Here is a 16,921-nt window from a genome sequence, read left to right on the forward strand (position 1 = left end):
ATCAATCAAACGGCTACTCAAGGCAAGCTTCGATCGTCGCGCTAATCGATCGCGCCAAATCGTCATACTCATATCCGCCTTCTAGCCCGAACACAATCCGCCTGGTCAACTTCAGGCAGTAGCGCGTAAACCTGCCGAAATCTTCCGGCTCTAAATTGATTTGCGCCAAGGGATCGCCCGTCGTCGCGTCGTATCCAGCACTGACAATCAGCAAATCGGGCTGGAACTCCTCGAAAAAGGGAATTACTTTTTGCTCAAATAGCGGCTCGTAGTCGGCGATCGAACTACCTGCCCGCATCGGCAAATTCAAAACGTTCTCAAACTTGCCGCGCTCATCTGCTCGCCCTGTGCCCGGATAGTGCGGCGACTGGTGCAGCGAACAAAAGCGAATCTGCGGATTGTCCTCGACGCAAGCCTGCGTGCCGTTGCCGTGATGTACATCCCAGTCGAGAATGCCAACCCGCTCGATCCCCGGCTGCTTCAAAGCGTAATGGGCTGCGATCGCTGCATTTGAGAAGATGCAAAAGCCCATGCCGATTTCGCGAACCGCGTGATGTCCGGGCGGGCGTGAGAGGACAAAGGCGGGATTGTTGGTTTTCAGGACGCGATCGATCGCATCCAGCCACGCATTGACTGCCAACAGCGCTACATCAAAACTGCGGGGCGAAACGTAAGTATCGGCATCAATCTGGCCGCCACCGCTATTTGCCAACCGTTCAACCGCCACAACGTAGGACTGAGGGTGAATGGCAAACAATGCTTCGGTTAGTCGTCGATCGTCCAGTGCAGCAGGTTTGGGCGTTTGCCAGTCGAGGCGATCGCTCCAGGGAGCAGACCGCAGCGCTGCCGCCACTGACCGCAAGCGACCGGGATTTTCCGGGTGATAGCCTTTGCAGTCGTGGTCAAGGAATTCGTCAGAGTAGAAAACTGGAAACATGGAATCGATCGAGATGGGCTTAGCGCCAGCCTAGCGCAAGCGGGTGAGGTCGAGCATCCCAAAAATCCGGCAGGGGGCAATCGAGATCGTCGCGCCAGTAAAGATTTATCGCTGCTTTGAATTTGAAGGATTTTTCCATGAATTGACTTGCGTTTTGGCACGTCAATCCGCAGAATTGCTGGAATGGGTGAACTACTGCGAGTTCACCGCGTCATCCGATAAAGCAGTTTTGCGCGGCCATCAGCCATTTTTTAGGTAAATACCAGCAATCTCGCGCATTTTAGAGATAGTACGGATATATTAAACTGGTTTATGTATCGAATATAACTTCGATCGCCGTTTGCTTCCTGAATTGTTTCCTGAATCGTCTCCCGAAAATCCAATGACACTTGAAGAATTTGAGGATGAAGTTCGTCAAGCGATCGAACGCATCCTTAATCATTTGCAGGCTGCTAGTCTGCTGGCTCCTCGCTCTGTCGCTGAAGCCCAAGCTGAAATTCTGCACACGGGCAGACTGGTCGAAGAATTAGGCTACCTCATTGAAGACTTTATCGAGCAACAGCGCAATCGCTAGCTGCGATCGTCTTGCAAGTGCCACAGTTCTTCAATGATGGCGCGATGCAAAGCGGCGAGATCGATCGGCTTGACCAGATAGCGACGCGCTCCTAATCCAAGTGCTCGCTGCTGGTCACTTTTGAACGCGCAAGCTGAAACGACAACAACTGGAATTTTGCACCATGTTTCGTTTTGACGCATCTGCTGCAACAGCGAATAGCCGTCGATGTCGGGCAGTTTGATATCCAGCAGGACGAGATGCGGCTGAAACTGGGGCAGAGCTGTGAGAAAATCGCGTCCACAGACAACGCTCGAAACGCAGTAGCCCATGTGCGTCAGATAGTCCAGCAGCAATAGGCGATTGGTTGAGTTGTCCTCTACTAGCAATATTCGAGCAGAATGCGCGGGGCAGTGCTGCTTTGTAAGTTGAGTTTGAGTTGACAAGGGAATATTCGGCCTGTGCAGGAGCGTTCACTACCAGTGACACGACGGATCTAATCGCTTTTACAAAGCCGAAACAGGCTAGCTCAAAAAACTTAATGCACCCTTGTTTCTCTGTCTTTGCTGATGCCGCTCTAGCAATGTTAAGCGATCGTGTTTTTATCATTACATGATTATGGCGGGCATTCAGACTGTTCGATCGTCTATTTGGTTTCCATCCAGTTTTGCCCAGCGCGAACTTCGACCATCAGCGGCACCGTTAACTCAACTGCCGTTTCCATTGCCGATTTAATTTCAGGTTGAAGCGCTTCCCACTCATCCGGATGCACTTCAAAGACAAGTTCATCATGGACTTGCAGCAGCAGTCGTGCCCGTCTATCTTGCAGCACCTCATGCAGCTTCACCATCGCAATCTTGATGATATCCGCGCTGGAGCCTTGAATCGGTGCGTTTGCTGCCGCTCGCAAAAGCTGTGCGTCAAACTGGTCGCGGGTTTTGAGCTTGTCCAGGTTAATCGAATTGGGATCTTTACCGCGCTGGTTGCGGATGCTGTCGCTGGCGAAATTGAAGTAGCGACGGCGACCTTTAATCGTAGTGACAAACCCGTGTGCGATCGCTTCTCTTTGCATCTGTTGCAGATAGCGAAACACTTTGGGATAGCGTTTGTTGAAGCGATCGATAAACACTCGCGAATCATTCACAGATGCACCCGATTCACGCGCAAATCGCTGTGCGCCCATGCCGTAAATGACACCAAAGTTGATCACCTTTCCTAAGCGGCGTTCTTCCGATGTCACTTCATCTTTTTCAAACAGTAACCGCGCCGTCAGTGTGTGAACATCTTCGCCTTTGCGATAGGTTTCAACTAACACAGGCTCTTGCGTCAGGTGCGCCAAAATTCGTAGTTCAATCTGTGAATAGTCGGCAGCGGCCATCAGCCAGCCAGATTCGGGAATAAAGGCTTTGCGGATGCGGCGGCTAAATGCGGTGCGAATGGGAATGTTTTGCAAATTTGGGTCAGACGAAGACAGGCGGCCTGTCGAGGTAATTGCCTGATTAAAGTCAGTGTGCAGCCGTCCGGTATCTTTGCGAACCAAGCTGGGTAGCTTGTCAACGTAGGTCGATTTGAGCTTCGTCAGGGTGCGGTGTTCGACGATCGCCTCCACAACCGGATGATCGTCCCGCAGCTTCTCTAGCGTTGCTGCATCGGTCGAATAGCCCGTCTTGATTTTGCGCGACTTTTTGCGATCGAGATTCAGCTTGCCAAACAGCAAATCGCTAAGCTGCTTGGGCGATCCGAGGCTGAACTTTTCGCCTGCTGCTTCATAAGCTCGCAGTTCGATCGCCGCCAAATCCGTTTCTAGCGTCTTCGAGAATTCCTTTAAGTAATCGATGTCGATGCAGATGCCGTCGATTTCCATCTGTCCCAGCACGGGTTCGAGTGGCTGTTCAATATCGAGCAGCAGGCTGTGCAGTTCGGGAACCTGATCGAGTTCGGCTCTGAGCTTGCCAACTAAGTGATAGGTGCTGTAGACATCCATGCCGCAGTAGTCCGCGACGGCAGGAATCGAGATGTCTGCGATCGTTTGGCCTTTCGGAACGAGATCGGTATAGTTCAACGCCTGCACGCCCAAATATCTCAGCCCCAATTCGCTCAATTTGTGCGAACCTTCGGGATTGAGGACGTAGCTTGCCAGCATTGAATCGAAGATGACGCCGCGCACTTCGACGCCTTGGAAGTAAAAGACCAAGCGATCGAACTTGGCGTTGTGCATCGCCTTGGGATAGTCGGCGCTTTCGAGAATTGGGCGCAGGGCTTCGAGAACAATTGACTTGTCGAGGTTCTGGCCGGACTTGTGGCCGATCGCAATGTAGGCCATTTCATCCAAATCCTCTCCCCAACAGCAGCCAATGCCGACGAGATCGGCATCGCGAGGCTCAACGTCAGTCGTCTCGGTATCCCACGCGACGGGACGAGCCGGATCGGTGCAGGTTTTGAGAATGTTGACCAGTTCCGTCAGCTTTTCGGGCGTGTCGATGATACGCGGACGAATGGCGATCGGCGTTCGCTGCTGTGCAACTTCCGTCTCTTCGGCACTGAAGAACCACAGGTCATCGCTTTCGCCAAAATCGGGAATGGCAATCGGTGCTCCGATCGCCTGAGCAGCCGTTGCTTCAACGCCAGTCGCTTCCGAAAAATCGGTATCGACGCCATCGAGATCGGATGATTTCTCGATTGCGCCGCCGAACTGCTGCTGCAACTGCGGCATTTTGTTGAGAAACGATTTCATCTCCAGCTTTTCAAGCAGCGATCGCACCTTCGCCTCATCGAACCCATGCAGCTTGCAGGCATCAACATCGACCTCGACAGGCACATCGAGGTGAATCTGCGCCATGTACTGCGAATGACAGGCGGCATCGCGTCCGGCTTCGAGTTTTTGCTTGGTCGCGCCTTTGATCTGGTCGATCGAAGCGTAAATTTGCTCTAGCGAGCCATAAGTATTCAGTAAGGTGACAGCAGTTTTTTCGCCAATTCCTTTGACACCCGGAATATTGTCAGACGTATCGCCGCACAGCGCTTTGAAGTCCACGACTTGAGCGGGCGCAACGCCGAGCTTTTCCTTCACCTGTTCGGGGCCAAACTCACGAGGCGGCGGCTGTCCGCGTCCAAACGTGGTGCTGAGGTAGAGGACACGAATTTTGTCGTCATCGACAAGCTGGAACAGGTCGCGATCGCCACTCAAAATTCTGACCTGAAAATCATCTCCACTGACTCGCCGCGCCAACGTGCCAATCACGTCGTCCGCTTCGTAGCCTGAGACGGTGACGATCGGCAAATCCATCGCCTCCAGCAGTTCCTTGAGGTTCTTCAAATCCGGCTTGAAGTCTTCCGGGGCTTCCGGCCTGCCTTCTTTGTAGGTTTCGTCAGCCGTGTGGCGGAAGGTCGGATCGCTCAGATCAAAGGCGATCGCCACGTGCGTCGGGCGTTCTTTTTCGATCGTTTCAATCAGCGCTTTGAGAAACCCAAACGTCACGCTCGTCGGAATTCCGGTTGTCGTCCGCAAACCGCCATCGCGTCCTTTGGCGTGGGCGAAGTACGATCGGAAGGCCAGCGAGTGTCCGTCAACCAGCAGAAACAGAGGCGTTTTGTCGTTCGTCATCATTCAATTTTAACGCTCCCTTTCTGCGACCGAACTAGACTAGAGTGGCGTTACTGCAAAAAAGTGTAGTTGTTAGGTTACCGATCGACTGTTTTGGATTCAGTTATAGCTGAACGGGCGGACGCATTGTGAAGTGATGAGTAGATTCAGCAGAAAACGACTATTTCAATTTAGCATCGCAGTTTTGTTTGCAAGTATTGTTTTTCTGCTGTGGATTTCAAATAAGAGCTATGGATTAGACTTGAATCTTCTGCTACTGATCCTAGTTTGCCCGATCTTGGAGTAGCACTTGTCGGTTTTGTCGTCTGGCTAATCATTGAAGGAATTGGAGCAATATGGGACAGGCTGTATTGCTTCGATTGGTGGCGCAATCTCGATCGCAGGCAGCGGTAAAGTAAAATCAATTTCATCGCTGCGTCCGTCCTTATGGCAATTCCACAAATTGTAATTGATACGAATGTGATTGTTGCTGGACTTAGATCAAAGCGAGGAAGCGCCTATCAGCTATTATCCCTTGTCGGCACAGGTGCATTTGAGATTCATTTGTCAGTGCCGATCGTGCTTGAATATCGGGAAGTTTTGCTGCGAGAACTTCCAAATCTCCTGATTTCTGAAGCAGATGTTGAAAGCTTGATCGGATTTCATTGCTCAGTTGCAACACGTCATCAAATCTTTTTCCTTTGGCGACCTCTTCTACGAGATCCAAAAGATGACATGGTGCTAGAGCTTGCTGTTAAGGCTAGATGTGATAGCGTAGTGACGTATAACATCCGCGATTTCGCGGGTATAGAGCAGTTTGGAATCAGCGCAATTACGCCTGCGGAATTTCTTCAATCGATTGGAGCATTGTCATGAGTAATCTAAACATTCAACTGCCCGATTCTCTCCACAAGAGCCTGCAAATGCTCGCGAAACAAGATGGAATTTCGATCGATCAATTCATTGCGATCGCCATTGCAGAAAAAATTGCCGCTCTCACGACTGAGAAATATTTAAATGAACTTGCGGAACGAGGCAGTCGAGAAAAATACGAAGTCGTTCTAGCGAAAGTTCCTAATGTTGAACCAGAGCCGTTCGACCAGTTACCTATCCAAGATACCAATCGAAATCAATAACTAAAATTATGCAGCAGTCAAGTCATTTGGTTAAATCGTCAGCTAATTCAACCATTCGCCTTTTAGCCCTTGACATCGACGGCACGATCGCCGGACTCAACAACGAAATTAATCCGCCTGTCCTTGAAGCAATTCGCGCTGCACAAGTGAAAGGAATTCAAGTGGCGATCGCCACAGGTCGAATGTTTCGATCGGCACTGCGATTTCATCAAGCGATCGGCTCCACTTTGCCGCTGATTACCTATCAGGGTGCACTGATTAAAGATGTTTCAACTGCTAAAGTTTTGCGTCACTGGCCGCTGTCGATCGAAACGGCTTTGAAACTGTTGGAATATTTTGATCAAACTGAGTTTCGCCAAGAGCTTTCGCTGCACTTGTATATTGACGATCGGCTCTACGTTCGTGAAATCACGCCGGAGACTGCTTTATATTGTGAGCGATCGGGCGTGGAAGCGATCGCAGTTAGCGATTTACGTCGTGCTTTGGAAATTGACACGCCGACAAAAATTTTGGCGTTGAGTGAAGATACCGATTTGATCGATCGCTTGCTTTCCAATTTGCGACAGCACTATACGCCTGCTGAACTGTATTTCACCAAATCGGTTGCCACCTTTTTTGAAGCTGCAAATCCGCTGGTGAATAAAGGAACGGCTGTGAAGTATTTAGCTGAAGAAATATTGGGGTTGAAAGCCGAGAATGTAATGGCGATCGGAGACAACTTCAACGACGTTGAGATGATTGAATATGCCGGGATTGGTGTGGCAATGGGCAACAGCCCGATCGAGGTTCAAACTTATGCAAATTGGGTCGCGCCTGATGTTGAAAAGTCCGGAGTTGCACGGGCGATCGAACAATTTTTGCTGTAAAAAAGGGACTTGCTAAAGACAAATCCCTTTCCACATTCTTACTGCTTACGGCTGCTGGGACCAATTACCGAAACTTTGTGACGGTAAACCAGTTCGCCACCGTACCAGCCACTAATTCCCAGCAAGGTTGCTGTCAGAATTGAAATGATAATTCCGGTTGGCAAGATTGCATCAGCAGGGTTGCCCAAGCGCAGCAAATAGTTAACCAGCGTCAGGCCAAGAATCGCGATGTTGATATACATGTGCGCCCAGCCTGCGGTGTTTTTGCGAACGCGCTTGATTCTCAAAAAGTCGCTCATTCCAGTAATGGCAGCGGCGATCGCTGTCACCAAACCTAGACCAATCAGCCAAATTGAAGCTCGTGCCCAGAAGTTATCCTGCGTGAAAAAGTAGCCGATATCGCTGCCTGCTGCCGTCACAAGTAGGCCGATCGGCATTGTCACGATCACCGGATGCAGCGGGTGTCCGGCAACATTTACCGTGCTGACAATGCCTGGATCAACGTACTCGTCATGCTTGCTTTCCATGACAGCAGGCACATCGGGATAGGGCGTGCCGTTATCTCTCTCTTTGGTTTCCATGAGTGTTCTCGCTCGCAGCTTGGCTACCGAAAATTTGCGGGTAATACTTGTTTGAAAAGGCACTTGAATCGCAGCGATACCTTACCGGAAGCGCTTCCTTCTCGCCCATTCAATTGTTTTCTCTTTTTAGGTGTATCGAGAGAAACCCGTAAGAGCATCCAACTTTAGGCAGACTCACGCTTAAGTGGGAAACTGCTCGACGATCGCTTGCCCTTGAAACGTGAGTCTTCCAGCCGCAATTACCAGTTGCGTCAGCTTGATCGAAACGCCTTTCATATCGAAATTGCGTAGATCAAGAATGTCACCAGCGCTATCAAGAATAGCAGTGGTTAATTCTGGTGAGATTTCTGCTTCATCGCCATATTCAACCTGATTGAGCTTGAGGCGTTGGCCGTTGGTGTCGATCGAGGGAACAGCGGTGAAAGCAATCTGCTCGATCGCGCCTGTATCTTGCCGTTCGACTTCAGCTTTGAGGGCGACTTTTTGGGTGTCAGGTAGGGAAAAATGGATCGATCGCACGTTCAAATGAACAGGCTGACCATTGATTTCAACTGACAGATTTTGCAGCTTGCTTTTAATGAAATCTGAGTTGAAAGCTCGCTCAATATCCTGCTCAGTCAGCACCATTTCTGCTACCGCTTCGGAAGGACGAGTGAATTCAATTTCGCCAAAAGCCGCTTTGAGCGGATTAATGCCAACCTGATTGATTTCCAGCGTCAATTCTTCAGCGCGGAGGTCTTGTTTCATCACCAAGCCTTCGCCTTCAATCTTCACCGATTCAAGCTCGCCCTGCATCAGCTTGAAACCGTCAGTGCGAATATCAACTTCAATATCTTCCACTTCATCAAGTGCAGTCGAAATCCCAACTTCTGCGGCTTTGCTAAGCGCTTGCTCTCCAAGATCTGGCCCGTTACCAAACACAGTACTTCGTTCCTTTGATTGAGTGTTTCTTGATTCTGGAAAACCACTTCCACACAGCAATGTAAAGGTGGAAGTGGTTTCTAGATATGTCTAGGTAGCTCGATCGAACTACTTCATCTCAGCAGCCATTTCTTGCTGCAACTGCGCTTTGTACTCTTTGAATTGAGTTGCCAAGCGCTCGCTTTCTTCACTGCTGAAGTTGTCACGAATAGCAGCAAAGTAGGTGCTTTCTTCTTGACGAACGTGATCCATCACGATGTTCTTGAGCTGATTCACCTTTTCTTTGAAGATGGGTGAAGCCGGATCGGTGGACTTGAGTTCGTCCATGATTACGCGCATCTCAGCTTGCTCATCATAGAGTTCCTTCAAGTCACCATCAGGATATTTGCCGCGCACCGCAGGATAGGCAACTTCTTCTTCTGCCTTGGCGTGAACATTCAGATCCTTGTAGATTTGACCGAAGTATTCTTGGATCTTTTGCGGGTCATTGCTCTGCAACAGTTCCATGAACAAAACGTTCACTTTCTGGTGATCCATGCGGATGACATCTTGCAGGTTCATGTCCGACTTGTCGGAAGTTTGGGTAACCACGCTACCCGCAACGCCGCTCAGCGCAGCAACGGCATCTTGAACCCGCGCCCATAGACCTTGATCGGCTTGCTGTCCGGTCAATTCGTAAACGCCCAGCATTTCCAGAACACCCTTGAGTTGTTCTTGGTGAGCGCGATTTTCAAAATTGATCGTGTTCAGCGGAGTAATGGCAGCTTCGACATCTGCGCCGACTTTTTGAGCGGCTTTGTGAACGATGATGCCGTTCATAAACTGCTGGTGCTTCAGCAATTCGTGCTGGAACACTTTTTCAAAAATTGTTAGCTTTGTGCCAGACATCAGTTCGTCAATCTTCCTCACCATGTCCGAAATTTCCTCTTTCGGCTGGGCAGGATTGCCGTATTGGACAATCACGGTTTCGAGGATGCCCAAGTTTTTTTGGTCATCCTTGATCATGTCTTGAAAGCGCTTTTGAATATCGCTATCGCCGATCGCCGAGATAAACTTTTGTTCGTTAGAAATAATCAGTTCTTGAATGGCCTTCATGTCGGCAAGCTTCATGCCGATCGCTTGACGCTTCGTATCATCAAGAGTCGTAACCATTGTTTGTTCTCCCTATGAAGCAGTTATTACAAAGAACGCTCACAATTTCCACTTTGCCGCAGCAATTTCAAACCATCATCAATCTTTTGACGGACGCTCATTAATTCACCCTTTAGAAGGAGAATCGCTTGAAGTCGATTTGTGATTTGAATCGACACTTTGAGAAGTTTTCAGTTGCATTCAAGTTCTACCTCTGTCGATCGATAGAAATCATTTGCAAAATCTAGCTGTGTCACCTGGCAAAAGACTCGTTAAGCTGGAAAATAAAGAAAACATCGATGCAAGAAGGCTTATGAATTATGTAATTGCTGTGTTGCCCGATCGCATTCAGGCAGAAGCAGCGTATTCCGCCTTGGAAAAAGAAGGTCTGCCGATGGAGCAGGTCAGCATTTTGGGCAAAGGCTATAAAAGCGCCGACGAATTTGGCTTGATCGATCCCAATCAACCCGCTCGCAAACAAGCTGGCTTGCTTTCGTTCTGGCTAATTCCATTTGGGTTTGTGGGCGGCTATCTGTTCAACGTCTCGACGGGTTTTAACTTGGTTGAGTCGGTCGGGGCGATCGGCAATCACCTGATTGGCGGTTTGCTTGGTGCGGTGGCGGGCGCGATGGGCAGCTTTTTTGTGGGAGGTGGGGTCGGTGCCTCGGTTGGCAGCGGTGACGCTTTGCCCTACCGCAATCGCCTCAATCAAGGTAAGTATCTTGTTGTAGTCAGCGGTGCGGCGAACATCACGACCAAGGCAACGAGCGTTCTGCGACAGTTTAACCCCGAAAATCTTCAGGGCTACGCGACGCAGGGCTAGCCATTCGATCGCCGCTTGGTGTATGCTTTGTAATTCTGGATTGCTCAATGCCCCCGAACGTCCGCCCCATGAGTCAAATTCCCGACACGCTTGAAGATGCGATCGAGCAGGCAAAACAAGCGACGCAAGCCGCACTTGCCGATGGTCTAACTCGGCTTCAAGTTGAGCTTGTCTTTCCGGAACTGAAGATTTTGCCGATCGCGGAACAGTTTATTCCCGCTTTTGCCAACATGGGAAGTGAACTGCGCGTGTTTTTTCCCGATGCGGGTGCGGCAGCTTTGGCGCGGCGCGATTGGGGCGAGCAGGCTTATTCGGTGCGCGGCATTGGTGAACTGAAGGCGCAAATTCAGCCGGAAGAAAAATTGTTTATTTTTGTTGAGCCATCCGCAGTTGAGGTAACGCAGGTTGAAGAACTGTGTAGCCAGGCAGCAGAACGCCCTGTCGTCATGCTCAATCCCCGGTTGGAAGATATTGGGGCAGTCGGCATTGGCTGGACAGGGCGGCAACTGCGCGATCGCTTGCTCAATACGTTTGAGTCGTGCTATTACCTCAGACCGCTAGAGGGCGCGGCGATTTTGCGCTGCTATCCGCAGCCTTGGCAAGTTTGGGTGCAACGAGAGACGAGCTACGAACTGGTGGCCGAAGAACCACGCCGACCTGTGGGCGAAGCGCTAGAGGCGATCTTGGCGCAAGCCGCAGGGCAAACAGAAGCAGGAGCGCCTGTCGCTCCACCAAAACAAGGCTTCTTGGCAAATTTGCAGCAGTTTATTCGAGCTTTAAGTCAGTAAAGCTTCTGCGTAGATTTAAGCATCGGGTGCGTGTTTTTTGGCTCTCTCTGAGCGAGGCAAGGCATAATCGTAGTATTACGACACATCAACCTCTGCTGTTAATTTTGAGCAGGTTGCTGTCCTCGTAATCGTTGAAGCTCGCAATTGCGAAAGATCGATCGCCATTTCATTCACTGATAGATAGTAAGAGGCGACTAGCGTGACCAAAGGTCGGCGCATTGTAATCGGAGATGTACACGGACACTACGACGGCCTGATGCAGTTGCTGATGGCGATCGCACCGTCCGCCGAGGATGAAGTGTATTTTTTAGGCGATCTGATCGATCGCGGCCCCAAAAGTTTTCAGGTCGTGAGCTTTGTGCGTGCAAGTGGCTATCGCTGCTTGCTGGGCAACCACGAACAGTTGCTCATCGATTCGTTTCCCAACGGCAACATTGCTCCCAACGCCCTTCACGCTTGGTTGCACAGCGGCGGACAAGCGACCGTTGCCAGCTATGACGAGCCGGAAGTGCTGCTCGATCATTTGGAATGGATGCGATCGCTGCCTACCCATATCGACTTAGGTGACTACTGGCTGGTTCACGCGGGCGTACATCCGCGCCTGCCGTTGAGCGAACAGAGCGTGCAGGAATTTTGCTGGATTCGCGAAGAGTTCCACAGCAGTCCACAGCCCTACTTTGTCAACAAAACAATCATCACAGGCCACACGATCACGTTTACGCTGCCCAATGTGCCCGCAGGCGCGATCGCTCAGGGAGCAGGCTGGCTCGACATTGACACCGGAGCCTATCATCCCAAGAGCGGCTGGCTCACTGCCTTGGATCTAGACAATCAGCAGGTCTATCAAATCAACGTCTTTCAAAATACGCAGCGCATCTTGCCATTTGTTGAAGCCGTCGTGCAGATTAACCGCGACAAAATTGCCGCCCGCCGTCGCCAACTGCTGCAACTGTAAACCCAGAAAAAAGAAATTTTTAGATTAATTCAGCGATCGATGCCGCTTGTGGCAGACCTCGATCGCTCTAGTTTGAACAATGTAGGTTGAAAAATTAATTCCAGCGAATCACAGCCTGCCGCAGAATTTCGCGATATCCGGGCATCTGCGTCACGGTCAGCACAGAACCTCTAGTTGTGTTGCGGGCAAGAATGTAGATTGTATCGCCGTTGACCGCTTCAAACGAGTCGCGATCGTAGTCTCGCAGCGGCACCCGAATCGCATTGCCGTTCCGCTTGTTCACGCCCACGTAGGTATTCGGCAAGTCGCCGCCGCAAATATTCACCCAGTAGTCTCGCGTTTCTGCGGCTACAAACATACTTTCTTCTGGGCGGCAAAAATTGCGAATTTGTGATTGGGCAATCAGTTCTCCTGATGGCGGAATCGCAACAGCATTGACGGTAGTGAGCGGTGCAACCGTGCTGACTGTGGCGATCGCCCCTGCCATAAATGCGCGGAAAAGCTGCATGAATTTTCTCCGTGAATTTTCTTGAGTATTAGTCGTCTTGGGTATGAATCAACACCAACCTACACGACTCCGTGAGTAGATCCAAGCGCGATCGCTCGGCTTCCGAAGAAATTTCACTAAATTGCGATCGAGCCACTGGCAAATTTGTTTAAGATTTATGACAGAGGCCGTTCATTCTAGGAAGCGAAATATGGGTTGGTGGTCAAACTGGTTTTCTGCGACAGACGATCGCCCGATCGAGTCAGGCAGCGGCGCACAGGTGCAGATCGAAAACCTCTCCAAGCGTTTTCAAGAAGGCGAACTCGATCGCGTCGTCCTTGCAAACGTCAGCCTCACGTTTCATCCTGGTGAATTCGTTGTCCTGCTCGGTCACAGCGGCAGCGGCAAAAGCACCTTGCTGAATTTAATTAGCGGCATCGATCGCCCCACGACGGGCAGTGTCAGCATCGATGGTGTGGCGCTCACCGACCTGGATGAACGAGCAAGAACGCTGCTGCGGCGCGATCGCATCGGCTTTGTCTTCCAGTTTTTCAATCTAATTCCCACGCTCACCGTCCTCGAAAACATTACATTGCCGCAAGAACTGGCGGGGCGATCGACTCAGGCGGCACAGGCGTCTGCCCTGCAACTGCTGACACAGGTTGGACTGGCCGATCGCGCGGCGACCTATCCCGACAAGCTATCGGGCGGACAGCAGCAGCGGGTGGCGATCGCTCGCGCCCTCGCCCACAATCCGCAGCTTGTTTTGGCCGATGAACCGACAGGCAATCTTGATGAAGAAACCGGCCAAATCGTACTGGAACTGCTGCTCAACCTGACCCGCAGCGCAGGCAAAACTTTGGTGATGGCGACGCACAATCCGGATATTGCCCGACTCGCCGATCGCGTTTTGCGCGTACAGGACGGGCAGATTGCTCCGATCGCCTCAACAGTCGAAGAAATCGCTGCCTAACGTCCCAGTCGCTTTCCGCTTCTCTAACGCTCCGAATTGTCCTTGCCCCGTTTCCGTTTGCGTCTGCATCTCGTACCATGAGCTATTGCTCGCCTCATATCGATCGAGATGCAGCTACTTTGCCTCAGCAACGGACATGGAGAAGATGCGATCGCCCTGCGGATTCTACAGGCTTTGCAGCAGCGATCGCCCAATGCGAAAATTGCCGCTCTGCCCATTGTGGGAGAAGGTCACGCTTTTACCGATCACGGAATTGCGATCGTCGGTACGGTCAAGCCAATGCCGTCGGGTGGATTTATCTATCAAGATGGGCGGCAGTTTGCTCGTGATCTGCGTGGCGGCTTGCTGAAGCTGACCTTGGCGCAGCGAAAAACCGTGCGGGCTTGGGCAAAAGCGGGCGGCGTGATTTTGGCAGTCGGAGATATTGTGCCGCTGCTGTTTGCCTGGATGAGCGGTGCGCCCTATGCCTTTGTGGGAACGGCGAAATCGGAATACTACCTGCGCGACGAAGTGGGACTGCTGCCGCGCCCGACTTGGTTTGAGCGAATGGAAAGCTGGTCAGGCTCGGTCTATTTGCCTTGGGAGCGGTGGCTGATGCAGCGATCGCACTGTCGCGCCGTGTTTCCGCGTGATTCGCTGACCGCTCAAGTGTTGCAGCGCTGGCCGATTCCCGTGTTTGACCTGGGCAATCCGATGATGGACGGCTTGGAAGCACCTGCCACTGAACCTGTCGATCGCGATGGCCTCACCTTCGTTTTACTGCCCGGTTCGCGTCCGCCGGAAGCTTATCAAAACTGGCAGCGCATCCTGGTTGCAGTGCAAGCGCTGATCGATGCGCGGTTGGGAAGGTCGCTGCTGTTTCTCGGTGCGATCGCGCCTCAACTGGACTTGCAGCCGCTCAGTGCTTCCCTGATTGCACAAGGATGGACACAGAATGAGGATTGCTTTACGCAGGGCAAGGCGACGATCGCCCTCAGCCAAACGCACTATCGCGACTGTCTGCACGAAGCGGATTTTGCGATCGCAATGGCGGGAACGGCAACTGAACAGTTTGTCGGCTTGGGCAAACCTGCCTTGACCATTGCCGGAGAAGGACCACAGTTTACGCCGAAGTTTGCCGAAGCGCAAACGCGCCTGCTGGGAGCATCGGCCATTTTGCTACAAGACCCGCGCCAAGCTCCGAAAATTGTGCGATCGCTGCTGCAAGACCCCGATCGCCTGCATCTAATCGCCGAAAACGGACGCCGCCGCTTGGGAGCAACGGGAGCCGCCGATCGCATTGCTGAATGCTTGCTCGATCGCTTCGCTTGATGAACCGATGCGCCTCACGCTGAATTTAGTTCAGCAAGTCGCGATCGGGGCTTGATGCGCTTTGAGCCAACTGCGCCACGAGTTGAATCAGCTCAGTCGGTTGTGCCAGCTTGTGCAGATGTGCTTCAAAGCCAGCGCTAAGTGCCTTTTCTCGATCTTCTTCCAAATAGGCAGTGATGGCGGCAGCGGGAATATGGCCGCCCTGAGCCGCTTCGATCGCCCGAATTTGTCGAATCAAGCTGTAGCCGTCGCCATGCGGCATCCGAATGTCGCTCACCAGCACATCCGGATGGAAATGCTCGATCGCCTCTAGCGCGGCTGCAACGCTTGCGACTGCTCGAACGCCAACGCCATGCGCTTCCAGCACAGCCGTGAGAAATTCGCGAATATCCGCTTCGTCCTCCACCACCAGCACCTGCAAACCATCTAGCGACTGGGGCAGAGGCGATTGGGGCAGTCTGGCTGCGGGTCGAATTTTTTCGAGAACGGAGGGTACAGTGGGCAGAGCAACCTGCGGTTTGCTCAAGCCGTACACGCCGATTCGCAGCGTTGCAATTTCACCATCCGCATCGTGGTCGATCGCAATTTGCCATTCCGTCAGGAACGGATTGCCGCCGCGTGGACACAAGTGAATCTGCCAAGTTTGTTGTCCGTCATTCTGGGCAAGCTGATCGAGCTTGGTGTAGAAAACTGGTCGATCGCTTTCTGCCACATAAACAGCCAGCGACCGCCCTGCTAAATAGCGCGGTGGCACGTTGAGAAGCCTCGCGATCGCATGATTTGCTTCTAAAATTCGACCGCTGGCATCGATCACAAGATAGGCGATCGGAGAATTTTGAAACAAATCGTAATAATAATGGCAGCGATCGGTAAGCTGTTGGGTCTGCTGAAGAAATTCTTCTTCGACGCTTTCTGCGATCGCTAAATTGGTCTGCATCTGCTCGCAGATAACGTGGAGATCTTCGAGCACAGTATCAATTTTCTGCCAGGCTTCCGTATCCTTACTTTGCAGGGCGGCCATCTGCTGCCGAATTGTTTGAAAATGCAGTCTTACTTGATCGTCATTCATAAACAGTTTTTGTCATGTTGCCGATCGATCGCAATCTACCAAGCATTCCAGTCGTTCTCGCGCCTGGCGGCACAGCGAGTCTTCAGCAGTGGATCATTTATTAGTTTAATCAATTTATTAGTTTAATCAATTGCCTACGATCGCAAAGCGATCGCTCATTCCTGCAAATCTCGCTCTAAATACAAATTTATAAATTCTTCTGCTGCGGCTTCGTTAATTTGCCTAAGTGCTTTGAAAATTTCGCTAACCGCTTCAGCAAGCGGATCGCTACCTTCGTTTACCCATTGATGGACAGTCGATCGATTGATTCCCATTGTGACGGCTAAACGATTTTGGCTGATGCCGTAATTTTGCAAAACTTGCCTCAGTGCTTTCCCTGCTTTTCCCATGCCTCAAATCTTGTCAGAGGCTCATAACCAAGTAAATGTTTGTAACTACAAACGAAAAATAGACTGATAGCGGTAATGATGTTTGTAATTACAAACACGAGGTTAGACCATGACCGACAATTCTAAGGAGCAAGAACAGGAATTGCTGGATTTCGCTGCAAGCGCAGACGGCAAGCAGTTCAATAAGGTGATTTTGGTCGGTGAACCGGATTGGGTGGCGCGATCGATCCATAGTCTCCACGCCCTCGGATTTGCCGACTCTGCCCTGTGGACACCTTTACTGCCAACAAAAAATCCCGGTGAAGTAGACCTCTTGCATGAATCAATTAGCCATAGCTGACTCAAAGTTAACGATACCCGCCAGTAGGTGGACTCGGCGCGTGAAATGCCGCCGCCGATTGCGATAGCGCTCCGCCAG

General features: G+C 51.3%; 19 protein-coding genes. 10 read left to right on the plus strand and 9 right to left on the minus strand.

The features are described from left to right. Window positions 1-13: 13 nt before the first annotated feature. Entirely contained in the window at window positions 14-937 is a 924-nt protein-coding gene (locus H6F67_RS15185; protein WP_190767468.1) for a histone deacetylase, read from the minus strand. 382 nt (window positions 938-1,319) lie between these two features. Here H6F67_RS15185 and H6F67_RS15190 point away from each other — a divergent pair, with 382 nt between their 5' ends. Next, window positions 1,320-1,511, plus strand: coding sequence for a hypothetical protein (locus tag H6F67_RS15190; protein WP_190767469.1), 192 nt, complete (start codon window positions 1,320-1,322; stop codon window positions 1,509-1,511). On the opposite strand, the gene H6F67_RS15195 is transcribed toward H6F67_RS15190, so the two are convergent. Both H6F67_RS15195 and polA read right to left on the minus strand, forming a co-directional pair. Continuing rightward, entirely contained in the window at window positions 1,508-1,879 is a 372-nt protein-coding gene (locus tag H6F67_RS15195) for a response regulator (RefSeq protein ID WP_242020649.1), read from the minus strand. The genes H6F67_RS15190 and H6F67_RS15195 overlap by 4 nt on opposite strands. 257 nt (window positions 1,880-2,136) lie before the next feature. Then, window positions 2,137-5,094, minus strand: coding sequence for a DNA polymerase I (gene polA, locus H6F67_RS15200; RefSeq protein WP_190767486.1), 2,958 nt, complete (start codon window positions 5,092-5,094; stop codon window positions 2,137-2,139). Between the two features lie 426 nt (window positions 5,095-5,520). Here polA and H6F67_RS15205 point away from each other — a divergent pair, with 426 nt between their 5' ends. From H6F67_RS15205 to H6F67_RS15215, 3 genes are read left to right on the plus strand one after another with little or no spacing between them, the layout of a single operon-like run. Then, window positions 5,521-5,949, plus strand: a complete 429-nt coding sequence (locus tag H6F67_RS15205; RefSeq protein ID WP_190767471.1) for a putative toxin-antitoxin system toxin component, PIN family — start codon at window positions 5,521-5,523, stop codon at window positions 5,947-5,949. After that, entirely contained in the window at window positions 5,946-6,209 is a 264-nt protein-coding gene (locus H6F67_RS15210) for a toxin-antitoxin system HicB family antitoxin (protein WP_190767472.1), read from the plus strand. The genes H6F67_RS15205 and H6F67_RS15210 overlap by 4 nt, the downstream gene beginning before the upstream one ends. A gap of 8 nt (window positions 6,210-6,217) precedes the next feature. Continuing rightward, window positions 6,218-7,075 carry a Cof-type HAD-IIB family hydrolase gene (locus H6F67_RS15215; protein WP_190767473.1) on the plus strand — a complete coding sequence of 286 codons (858 nt, stop codon included), beginning with the start codon at window positions 6,218-6,220 and terminating at the stop codon, window positions 7,073-7,075. A gap of 38 nt (window positions 7,076-7,113) precedes the next feature. Here H6F67_RS15215 and H6F67_RS15220 read toward each other — a convergent pair whose 3' ends face one another. From H6F67_RS15220 to H6F67_RS15230, 3 genes are all read right to left on the minus strand, one after another. Next, entirely contained in the window at window positions 7,114-7,656 is a 543-nt protein-coding gene (locus tag H6F67_RS15220) for a DUF2231 domain-containing protein (RefSeq protein ID WP_190767474.1), read from the minus strand. Window positions 7,657-7,836: 180 nt separating this feature from the next. After that, complete coding sequence (locus tag H6F67_RS15225) at window positions 7,837-8,577, minus strand: LmeA family phospholipid-binding protein (RefSeq protein WP_190767475.1); 741 nt, start codon at window positions 8,575-8,577, stop codon at window positions 7,837-7,839. A 108-nt stretch (window positions 8,578-8,685) separates the two neighbouring features. Continuing rightward, the gene (locus H6F67_RS15230) at window positions 8,686-9,729 is read right to left on the minus strand and encodes a hemerythrin domain-containing protein (protein WP_190767476.1); all 1,044 of its coding nucleotides are present in this window, start codon (window positions 9,727-9,729) and stop codon (window positions 8,686-8,688) included. Window positions 9,730-10,021: 292 nt separating this feature from the next. Here H6F67_RS15230 and H6F67_RS15235 point away from each other — a divergent pair, with 292 nt between their 5' ends. From H6F67_RS15235 to H6F67_RS15245, 3 genes are all read left to right on the plus strand, one after another. Next, on the plus strand, window positions 10,022-10,531 hold the full coding sequence (locus H6F67_RS15235) for a hypothetical protein (RefSeq protein ID WP_190767477.1): 510 nt from the start codon (window positions 10,022-10,024) through the stop codon (window positions 10,529-10,531). A 68-nt stretch (window positions 10,532-10,599) separates the two neighbouring features. Next, on the plus strand, window positions 10,600-11,319 hold the full coding sequence (locus H6F67_RS15240) for a DUF1995 family protein (RefSeq protein WP_190767487.1): 720 nt from the start codon (window positions 10,600-10,602) through the stop codon (window positions 11,317-11,319). Window positions 11,320-11,575: 256 nt separating this feature from the next. Further along, window positions 11,576-12,274, plus strand: a complete 699-nt coding sequence (locus H6F67_RS15245; protein ID WP_190767488.1) for a metallophosphoesterase — start codon at window positions 11,576-11,578, stop codon at window positions 12,272-12,274. A 94-nt stretch (window positions 12,275-12,368) separates the two neighbouring features. On the opposite strand, the gene H6F67_RS15250 is transcribed toward H6F67_RS15245, so the two are convergent. Then, entirely contained in the window at window positions 12,369-12,782 is a 414-nt protein-coding gene (locus H6F67_RS15250; protein WP_190767478.1) for a hypothetical protein, read from the minus strand. Window positions 12,783-12,939: 157 nt separating this feature from the next. Between H6F67_RS15250 and H6F67_RS15255 the strand changes: the two genes are divergently transcribed. Together H6F67_RS15255 and H6F67_RS15260 are read left to right on the plus strand one after the other, a co-directional pair. Further along, window positions 12,940-13,734 (plus strand): ABC transporter ATP-binding protein, encoded by a 795-nt coding sequence (locus H6F67_RS15255; RefSeq protein WP_199304443.1) that lies wholly within the window; start codon window positions 12,940-12,942, stop codon window positions 13,732-13,734. A 108-nt stretch (window positions 13,735-13,842) separates the two neighbouring features. After that, window positions 13,843-15,045 carry a lipid-A-disaccharide synthase-related protein gene (locus H6F67_RS15260; RefSeq protein WP_190767480.1) on the plus strand — a complete coding sequence of 401 codons (1,203 nt, stop codon included), beginning with the start codon at window positions 13,843-13,845 and terminating at the stop codon, window positions 15,043-15,045. 25 nt (window positions 15,046-15,070) lie between these two features. On the opposite strand, the gene H6F67_RS15265 is transcribed toward H6F67_RS15260, so the two are convergent. Beyond that, window positions 15,071-16,114, minus strand: coding sequence for a response regulator (locus tag H6F67_RS15265; protein WP_190767481.1), 1,044 nt, complete (start codon window positions 16,112-16,114; stop codon window positions 15,071-15,073). 155 nt (window positions 16,115-16,269) lie between these two features. Next, a complete protein-coding gene (locus tag H6F67_RS15270) occupies window positions 16,270-16,503 on the minus strand; it encodes a helix-turn-helix transcriptional regulator (RefSeq protein WP_190767482.1) in 234 nt (77 codons plus the stop codon). Window positions 16,504-16,612: 109 nt separating this feature from the next. Between H6F67_RS15270 and H6F67_RS15275 the strand changes: the two genes are divergently transcribed. Then, window positions 16,613-16,843, plus strand: a complete 231-nt coding sequence (locus H6F67_RS15275) for a hypothetical protein (RefSeq protein WP_190767483.1) — start codon at window positions 16,613-16,615, stop codon at window positions 16,841-16,843. The last annotated feature ends 78 nt before the right edge of the window (window positions 16,844-16,921 follow it).

The organism is Microcoleus sp. FACHB-1515 (assembly GCF_014696105.1).
GTDB lineage: Bacteria > Cyanobacteriota > Cyanobacteriia > Elainellales > Elainellaceae > JAAUTJ01.

Coding starts and splice junctions, on each gene's coding strand:
- H6F67_RS15185 (WP_190767468.1), bottom strand. CDS start 937: ATGTTTCCAGTTTTCTACTCTGACGAATTCCTTGACCACGACTGCAAA.
- H6F67_RS15190 (WP_190767469.1), top strand. CDS start 1,320: ATGACACTTGAAGAATTTGAGGATGAAGTTCGTCAAGCGATCGAACGC.
- polA (WP_190767486.1), bottom strand. CDS start 5,094: ATGACGAACGACAAAACGCCTCTGTTTCTGCTGGTTGACGGACACTCG.
- H6F67_RS15205 (WP_190767471.1), top strand. CDS start 5,521: ATGGCAATTCCACAAATTGTAATTGATACGAATGTGATTGTTGCTGGA.
- H6F67_RS15210 (WP_190767472.1), top strand. CDS start 5,946: ATGAGTAATCTAAACATTCAACTGCCCGATTCTCTCCACAAGAGCCTG.
- H6F67_RS15215 (WP_190767473.1), top strand. CDS start 6,218: ATGCAGCAGTCAAGTCATTTGGTTAAATCGTCAGCTAATTCAACCATT.
- H6F67_RS15220 (WP_190767474.1), bottom strand. CDS start 7,656: ATGGAAACCAAAGAGAGAGATAACGGCACGCCCTATCCCGATGTGCCT.
- H6F67_RS15230 (WP_190767476.1), bottom strand. CDS start 9,729: ATGGTTACGACTCTTGATGATACGAAGCGTCAAGCGATCGGCATGAAG.
- H6F67_RS15235 (WP_190767477.1), top strand. CDS start 10,022: ATGAATTATGTAATTGCTGTGTTGCCCGATCGCATTCAGGCAGAAGCA.
- H6F67_RS15240 (WP_190767487.1), top strand. CDS start 10,600: ATGAGTCAAATTCCCGACACGCTTGAAGATGCGATCGAGCAGGCAAAA.
- H6F67_RS15245 (WP_190767488.1), top strand. CDS start 11,576: ATGCAGTTGCTGATGGCGATCGCACCGTCCGCCGAGGATGAAGTGTAT.
- H6F67_RS15250 (WP_190767478.1), bottom strand. CDS start 12,782: ATGCAGCTTTTCCGCGCATTTATGGCAGGGGCGATCGCCACAGTCAGC.
- H6F67_RS15255 (WP_199304443.1), top strand. CDS start 12,940: ATGACAGAGGCCGTTCATTCTAGGAAGCGAAATATGGGTTGGTGGTCA.
- H6F67_RS15260 (WP_190767480.1), top strand. CDS start 13,843: ATGCAGCTACTTTGCCTCAGCAACGGACATGGAGAAGATGCGATCGCC.
- H6F67_RS15265 (WP_190767481.1), bottom strand. CDS start 16,114: ATGAATGACGATCAAGTAAGACTGCATTTTCAAACAATTCGGCAGCAG.
- H6F67_RS15270 (WP_190767482.1), bottom strand. CDS start 16,503: ATGGGAAAAGCAGGGAAAGCACTGAGGCAAGTTTTGCAAAATTACGGC.
- H6F67_RS15275 (WP_190767483.1), top strand. CDS start 16,613: ATGACCGACAATTCTAAGGAGCAAGAACAGGAATTGCTGGATTTCGCT.